Origin of the sequence: uncultured Clostridium sp. (genome assembly GCF_937920395.1) — a bacterium.
In the GTDB taxonomy this organism is placed as follows: Bacteria; Bacillota; Clostridia; order Clostridiales; family Clostridiaceae; genus Clostridium_AD.
Genome location: NZ_CALEVF010000135.1, coordinates 1 through 8,177, shown reverse-complemented (window position 1 = coordinate 8,177; position 8,177 = coordinate 1). Strand labels below are relative to the sequence as shown.

Annotated in this window: 7 protein-coding genes; 6 read left to right on the top strand and 1 reads right to left on the bottom strand. The window is 29.4% G+C overall.

Annotated elements, in window-relative coordinates:
* The coding region (locus tag Q0649_RS10060; protein ID WP_298841037.1) for an aminotransferase class I/II-fold pyridoxal phosphate-dependent enzyme at positions 1-1,097 on the bottom strand (1,097 nt) is incomplete at its 3' end.
* Positions 1,098-1,406: 309 nt separating this feature from the next.
* On the opposite strand from Q0649_RS10060, the gene Q0649_RS10055 reads away from it, so the two are divergent.
* The 6 genes from Q0649_RS10055 to Q0649_RS10030 all read left to right on the top strand — a co-directional run.
* Positions 1,407-3,140, top strand: a complete 1,734-nt coding sequence (locus tag Q0649_RS10055; RefSeq protein WP_298841032.1) for a phospho-sugar mutase — start codon at positions 1,407-1,409, stop codon at positions 3,138-3,140.
* 140 nt (positions 3,141-3,280) lie between these two features.
* Positions 3,281-4,351, top strand: a complete 1,071-nt coding sequence (locus tag Q0649_RS10050) for a M48 family metallopeptidase (RefSeq protein ID WP_298841029.1) — start codon at positions 3,281-3,283, stop codon at positions 4,349-4,351.
* Positions 4,351-5,022: a YveK family protein gene (locus Q0649_RS10045; protein WP_298841025.1), complete on the top strand. Its 672-nt coding sequence runs from the start codon at positions 4,351-4,353 to the stop codon at positions 5,020-5,022. The genes Q0649_RS10050 and Q0649_RS10045 overlap by 1 nt, the downstream gene beginning before the upstream one ends.
* Positions 5,023-5,034: 12 nt before the next feature.
* Positions 5,035-5,718 carry a CpsD/CapB family tyrosine-protein kinase gene (locus Q0649_RS10040; RefSeq protein WP_298841023.1) on the top strand — a complete coding sequence of 228 codons (684 nt, stop codon included), beginning with the start codon at positions 5,035-5,037 and terminating at the stop codon, positions 5,716-5,718.
* 162 nt (positions 5,719-5,880) lie between these two features.
* Positions 5,881-6,795, top strand: a complete 915-nt coding sequence (gene galU / locus Q0649_RS10035) for a UTP--glucose-1-phosphate uridylyltransferase GalU (RefSeq protein WP_298841020.1) — start codon at positions 5,881-5,883, stop codon at positions 6,793-6,795.
* Positions 6,796-7,276: 481 nt separating this feature from the next.
* Positions 7,277-8,177, top strand: a 901-nt coding sequence (locus tag Q0649_RS10030; protein ID WP_298841018.1) for a nucleotide sugar dehydrogenase, incomplete at its 3' end; no start/stop codon positions are given.

Below are 8,177 nucleotides of genomic sequence, written 5' to 3'. Positions count from 1 at the left end.
CCAACTGCTAATATATTATAAATATCAGATAATTCCATTTGTATGTGATATTTATTAGAAAGTATCATATCTAAGTCATAACCTGTTATTCCTAAATCACGACATGTTATTGTGATTTTAGTTGGATCAAAAGCATAAGCTCCGAGCCCATTTAAAATTTCTTCTCCGAAACAATAAAATCCAGGTATTTTATTTACTTCACTTCTTACATAATTACACAAATCAATTGTTTTTTCTAATAGTTCTGTACCATGTAATGCAATTTGTCTTCTTGCACAATCAAGGGATGCCATTAGTATATATGAAGGTGAAGTTGTGTGCATAAGGTTTATTAGCTGTTTAACTCTCGCTGGATTAACACGCTTTGAACTAACATGTAGCATTGAGCTTTGAGTTAATGAACCTATAATTTTATGTGTGCTTTGAGCACATATATCTGCTCCAGCCTCCATTGCCGATATTGGTAATCTATTATTAAATTTAAGATGAGGACCATGAGCTTCATCAACTATAAGTGGAATATCATATTCATGTACTATATCTGCTATTTTTTTAATATCGGTAGAAACTCCATAATATGTAGGATTTATTATAAGCACAGCTTTTGCATCAGGATTATTTTTCAATGTTTCTTCTACAGTCTCAGGCGCAACACCATGAGCAACACCAATTTTTTTATCTAGTTCAGGTTGCATATAAACTGGGATAGCCCCTGATAAAATGATACCGCCTGTTATTGATTTATGTACATTCCTGGGTACAATAATTTTATCACCGGATCCAACTACAGACATAATCATAGCTTGAATAGCACCAGAAGTTCCATGAACGGAGAAAAATGATGCATCAGCACCATAAGCATCTGCAGCTAATTCTTGAGCCTTTTTAATAGGACCAGTGGGATGATGAAAACTGTCAACAAGTTTAAAAACTGTAACGTCAATTTTAAAAGGGTTTGCTCCCATAAAATTTTTAAATTGCTCATCAGCTCCTAAGCCTTTTTTATGTCCAGGCACGTGAAAGGGTAAGGTGTCTCTGTCAACATATTCCATTAGGGCATCAAATAATGGAGTTTCACTTTGATTTAATCTATACAATTTATACACCCCTTTTAAAAAAAATTATATTAATTATCTAAATCGCTATTTAAAATATATTCATTCAACCAATTTATAATTATAAAGGATTAGATGTGTAATTGCAATTATAAACATTTATATTTATAAAATAAAACATAATAATTGTATTAAAAAACTAAGATAAAATCCTGATTTATAAAAAAAATCAAGAATACCTTTTATTTCTACGTAGTTGATAGTATAATATGATAGACTAAGTTGGGATATAGTGTAATAATAACAAGGTAAATGACAATTTCGATATTAATATAGAAATGGAGGAAAAATATGACATATAAAGAGAAATATAATAGTTGGATTAGTTCAACTTTTATAGACTCAGAATTAAAGAAAGAACTTGTGCAATTAGTAGATGAAAAAGAAATTGAAGACAGATTTTATAAAGATTTAGAATTTGGTACAGGTGGACTAAGAGGTGTAATTGGTGCAGGGACTAATAGGATGAATATACATACTATAGGCAAGACTACTCAGGGTTTATCAGACTATTTAAAATCAAAATACATTGGAAAAATTTCAGTTACTATAGCATATGATTCAAGGAATATGTCAATAGAGTTTGCCAAAGCCGCTGCAGAAACTCTTTGTGGTAACGGTATTTCAGTGAATTTATTTGAAAAATTAACGCCAACACCAATTTTATCTTATGCTGTTCGTGAATTAGAAAGCAAGGCTGGAATTGTTATAACTGCATCACATAACCCTAAAGAATATAATGGATATAAGGTTTATGGAGAAGATGGTGGACAAGTTACTGATGAAGTTGCAAAAAATATTATTACTTGTGTAAACAGTATAGAAGATTTTTCTAAAGTTAAAAATATGAATGTTAATGATGCAAAACAAAACGGAATATTAAAAATGATTGGAGAAAATATTTATTTATCATATATGGATAAAGTTAAGAAATTAACAATAAGAAAAGACTTAGTTGATAAATATGCCAGTGATTTAAAAATAATTTATACTCCCATTCATGGATCTGGAAATCTACCTGTGAGAAGAGTTTTAAAAGAATTAGGTTATAATAATGTGATTGTTGTAAAAGAACAAGAAATGCCAAATGGTAATTTTCCCACAGTTCCATATCCTAATCCAGAAGAACCAAAAGTGTTTGAATTAGCCTTAGAAATGGCAAAGGGCATAAATCCAGACATTATATTTGGTACAGACCCTGATTGTGATCGTATTGGAGTAGTGGTTAAGGGCGAGAAAGGAAAGTACAAGGTCTTGTCAGGAAATCAGACAGGGGTATTACTAAGTAATTATATACTAAAATCTTTAAGTGAAACGGATCAATTGCCGAGGAATGGTGTAATAATAAAAACTATTGTTACGACAGACATGGTAGAGGCTATTTCTAAAAAATATAATGTACAAGTGTTAGATGTGCTTACAGGTTTTAAATATATTGGAGAAAAAATTAAAGAGTTTGAAAAGACAGGTGAGAAAGACTTTATATTTGGATTTGAAGAAAGTTTTGGTTATTTAGCAGGGAATTTTGTGAGAGATAAAGATGCGGTTATAGCTGCAATGTTAATTTGTGAAATGACACTTTACTATAAAAATAAAGGTATGAGTTTATATGATGCCTTAATAGGAATTTATAAAGAACATGGATATTATAAAGAAAGTTTAGTTTCAATAGAACTCAAAGGAAAAGATGGCGCAAAAAAAATAAGTAATATATTGGAAAGTCTAAGGCATTCAATGAAAGAATCTGTAAACAATAACAAAATCGTAAAAAAAATGGATTATAAATCTAGTATAGAGATGGATTTAACTAGTAATACTGAAAAATTGATAGAACTACCAAAATCAAATGTACTAAAATTTATATTAGAGGATGGTTGTTGGTTTGTAGTTAGACCATCAGGTACTGAACCAAAAATGAAGATTTATCTATCTGTTAAGGGAGATTCTTTGGAAAATGCATCTGAAAAGATAATTGAGTTAAAAAAAGCTGTAATGAAAATAGTTGATGAGGTATGTGAAAAGTAAAACTGTCGATTAACACAAAAAATGTCCATAATTACTGCTACTATAATTTTATAAGGTTTACAAATTATCCTTAGTATATTATTATTATAAATAGCAACATTTGTATTATAAATATTTAAGATTAGTAGGAAGGTGTAAAAATGGATGTCAAAACATATTTTTCAGAAAAATTAGCAGCACTTCTTTTTTTAGAAATAAAAAAGAATAGTAAAATTAATGATCTTGTTATTTCAAATGATATATACTTCCCAGTGAGAACTAATGAGATAATCCAAAAGGTAAAGAAAAAGGAAGATTTTAAAAATATACCAGTCAATTTATTTATAGAAGGAATGTTCTATGTAATAGGTGCAGATGAACACTTTAAATATAATGAAGAGTATAAAAAAATTATTAATACTGTACCAAATTCGACAGGATTTATAAAAAGCGTGATATTTAAAGAAATTAAAGATGAAAATTATGAGGAAGCATATATTATTTTAAAAGGATTATTAGTTATAGAGGAAAATATCGATAATTATGATAAAATTTTTCTTTTAGTTGATAAATTAAGAATTAATAATAGTATGTTTAAGGAAGAAGAACTAAAACTTGTAGAAAAAGCTAAAAATATTACTAATTATAGTAATCCATATTTATATGAGGCATTAGTATTAAATAGTGAAAATAAACATGACTTAGCATTAATGGCATTAAGAAATTATACGATGAATGGTGGAGAACAAACTTTAGATGTTATTGAACTTAAAAATTCATTAGAAACCATAACAGGTTTTGAAAAAGCAAAAGAGTTAGTGCCAACTGACCCTAAAGAGGCACTTAAGATTTTAATACCTTTGATAAATCAATTAGGCGATAAACCGGATATATATTATCATTGCGCGGTTGCATATAGAGTCTTACAAAATTATGAGAAGGCAATATATTATTTAAATGAGGCAGTAGCTATTGATAAGGATTTAATTGAGGTAATTAATGAATTTGGAATTAATTATGCTTGCCTTGAAAATTACGAAATGGCAATACAATATTTTAGAAAAGCATTTGAAGTTACAAAATCCATAGAGATATGTACAAATCTAGTTATGTGTTATATAAACGTCAAAAACTTTGAGCAAGCAAGGATACATTTAGATATAGCTAAAAAAATTGATGCAAAAGATGAAATTGTGATTGATTTAGAAAAACTTTTTACGGAGGATAAATAATGGAATTAATTGAGTATTTTAATATTATAAAGAAAAGGATATTGTTAGTTGTTTTAATTACAATAGGGGCAACGGTGCTTAGTGGAGTTCTAAGTTATTTTGTTATTACACCTACATATAAAGCAGATATATCTGTAATAATTGGAAAAGTGCAAAACAAATCAGAGGTACCTCAGACTGATATTAATGATGTAATGATGTATCAAAAATTAGTTGCAACTTATAGTGAGTTTGCTAAATCAAGAAAGGTTTCAGAAGATGTTATTAAAAAACTTAAATTGGATATTACACCTAGTGAACTTCAAGATATGGTAACAGTTCAAGCTCAAGGTGATACTGAATTTTTAACCCTAACAGTTAAATCTAAAGATGCAAAAGAAGCTATGGTAGTTGCGAACCAGTTAGCTAAATCATTGAAAAGTATAAGTAATGATGTTAAAAAAACTGATAATGTACAAATATTAGATGAAGCAGAGCAACCTACAGCACCAGATAGTCCCAATCCAAAGTTAAATATGGCAATTGCATTTTTTATTGGGCTTATGATTTCACTTGGAATAGCTTTCTTGCTTGAGTATTTAGATAATACTGTAAAAAGTCAAGATGAGTTAGAAAAACTAACAGGACTACCAGTTATAGGTGTTATTCCTTTGACTGAAGATAAACAATAGGAAGGTGAGAATATGTTAAAAAAATTAATAACATTAAAAAATCCAAAATCTAGAACGGCTGAGGCATTTAGAACATTAAGAACTAATATTCAATTCTCTTCCTTAGATAAAGAACTTCAAACTATAGCAGTAACTTCATCTGGTTCTGGAGAAGGTAAAAGTACTGTAATTGCTAACTTAGCTATAACTATGGCAGAAAGTGGGAAAAAAGTAATTCTTGTTGATTGTGATTTAAGAAAGCCATCAATACATAAGAAAATGGGAATTTCTAATGCTTTAGGATTAACAAATGTATTAGTTCAGGATGTTAAAAAAGAAGACTGTATGGTTAAGACTGAAGTTGATAATCTTCTAATACTAACTAGTGGGCCAATACCTCCAAATCCAGCAGAGTTGTTAGGAAGCAAAAAAATGCGAGCTTTTATTGAAGCTTTAAAAGACGAATTTGATTTGATTCTTATTGATGCTCCACCAGTTCTTGCAGTAACAGATGCACAAATTTTATCTACAGTAGTAGATGGAGTAATCTTTGTTGCATCTTATGGCGAAGCTCAAAAAAATGCTATTGTAGATGCAAAACAATTAATTGATAAGGTGGGTGGAAAAATATTAGGAGTTGTATTCAATAAAGTGCCTAATGAAGCATGCGGATATCATGGTAAATATTATAAAGGGTATTACGGAAAAGAAAATTAAAATATTATAAGTAGAAAAGTAAGCTTAAATAACTCTTTACAATTGTTAAACATAGGAATAGTATTGTATATAATTGGATTATTAAAAATGAAACTGATATTTTCAAATATCATTATAAAAAGCTACATAATTATGATCATTTTATTAGAGGGGTGAAGAATTATGAGAGTAAAAAAAGCTATAATACCTGCAGCAGGGCTTGGAACAAGATTTTTACCAGCTACAAAAGCTCAACCTAAAGAAATGCTGCCAATTGTTGATAAACCAACAATACAGTATATTATAGAGGAGGCTGTTGCGGCCGGAATTGAGGAAATATTAATTATAACAGGAAGAAATAAAAGAGCAATTGAAGACCATTTTGATAAATCGGTTGAACTTGAATACCAATTACAAAAAAATGGTAAAGATGATGTATTAAAGATGGTTCAAAATATATCTAACTTGGCAAATATTTATTATATACGTCAGAAAGAACCTAAAGGTTTGGGCCATGCAATAAGTTGTGCTAAAACTTTTGTTGGAAATGAACCATTTGCGGTTATGCTCGGTGATGATGTGGTAGATAGTGAGGTGCCTTGTCTAAAACAACTTATAGATTGTTACTCTAAATATGAGACTTCAATTATAGGAGTTCAGCAGGTTCCCAAAAGTGAAGTTTCCAAATATGGTATTATAGATGGAGTATCAGTAGAAAATAGAGTGTATAAAGTTAAAGATGTTGTAGAAAAACCTAATGCAAGTGAAGCTCCATCGAATATTGCTATACTAGGAAGATATATTATAACACCAAGGATATTTGATATTTTAGAAAATACAAAACCAGGTAAAGGTGGCGAAATACAACTTACTGATGCTTTGAAAACTTTAATATCAGAGGAAGATATGTATGCTTATAATTTTGAGGGTAGAAGATATGATGTGGGAGATAAAGAAGGATTTTTAGAAGCTACTGTAGAATATGCACTTAAACGGGATGAACTTAAAGAAACATTTATGAAATATCTTTTGACTATTAAAGATAATGATGTATTTAAAGAAATTTATAGTAAATGTATTAATAATCAAAATAAATAATATCAATGGAAGCTAGGTAAAACTAGCTTTTTTTTATTTTAATATAATGTAGTATGTTCTAATTTAAGAAATTATAGAAAAATAGATAATAAACTTATATAAATTATATAAATTATATAAATTATATAAATTATATAAATAGAATAATATAGGATACAATGAGAGATACTGAGATATACTACAATGGAAGTGTAAAAACATGTTGAATAATTTTAGAAATGATGTAAAATGGTTAGAGAGAGTTGGGATGATTTAAACAAGATAAAGGACAAGAACACAATAAAACTTATAGAAAAATCTTTGTTATGTAAGTATCTAAAATAAACCGCAAAAAACTATAAGAAACTTAGAATATAGTAGGCAAGGATAAAATATATATATATTGCATTCTAAAAAAAGTTAAGATTTATAGATATAAAAAAGAACATATAAGAAAGTTAACCTATTAAATAAGATCTTTAGGGTTGAAGGAGGTAACAAAATGTTTCAATTAAAAGATGAATTATTATTAAAACTAGAAAATAAAACAGCTAGGCTTGGTGTAGTAGGACTTGGATATGTTGGATTGCCACTAGCTGTAGAGAAGGCTAAAGTAGGTTATGAAGTAATAGGGTTTGATGTTCAAGAGAAAAAGGTTCAAATGGTAAATGAGGGACGTAATTATATAAGTGATATTGTGGATTCGGATTTAGAACGATTAGTAAAAAACGGGAAACTAAGGGCTACAACAGATTTTAGCTTTGTTAAGGATGTAGAGACGGTATGTATTGCAGTTCCTACTCCACTTGATCTATATAAGCAACCCGATTTATCATATGTAGTTGAATCAACTAAAAGTGTAGCTAAGTACTTGCACAAGGGAATGCTCGTGGTACTTGAGAGTACTACTTACCCAGGAACAACTGAAGAGGTACTTAAACCAATACTTGAAGAATCTGGTTTAAAATGTGGAGTAGATTTTTTCTTAGCGTTTTCTCCTGAGAGAATAGATCCGGGAAATAAACAATTTAACACAAAAAATACTCCAAAAGTAGTTGGAGGATGCACGAAAGACTGTACTGAGGTAGCAGGAATGTTATATAGAAGTGTGCTTGAGGGAGATATATTAGAAGTGTCTTCACCAGCAGTAGCTGAAATGGAAAAAATACTTGAAAATACATTCAGAAATGTAAATATAGCACTTGCTAATGAAATGGCTATTTTATGTAAAAGAATGAATATCGATATATGGGAAGTTATAGATGCGGCTAAAACTAAACCTTATGGATTTATGCCATTTTATCCAGGTCCAGGACTTGGAGGACATTGTATACCGCTTGACCCATTCTACCTTGAGTGGAAAGCAAAAGAGTTTGATTATCATACAAAATTAATAGAAGCAT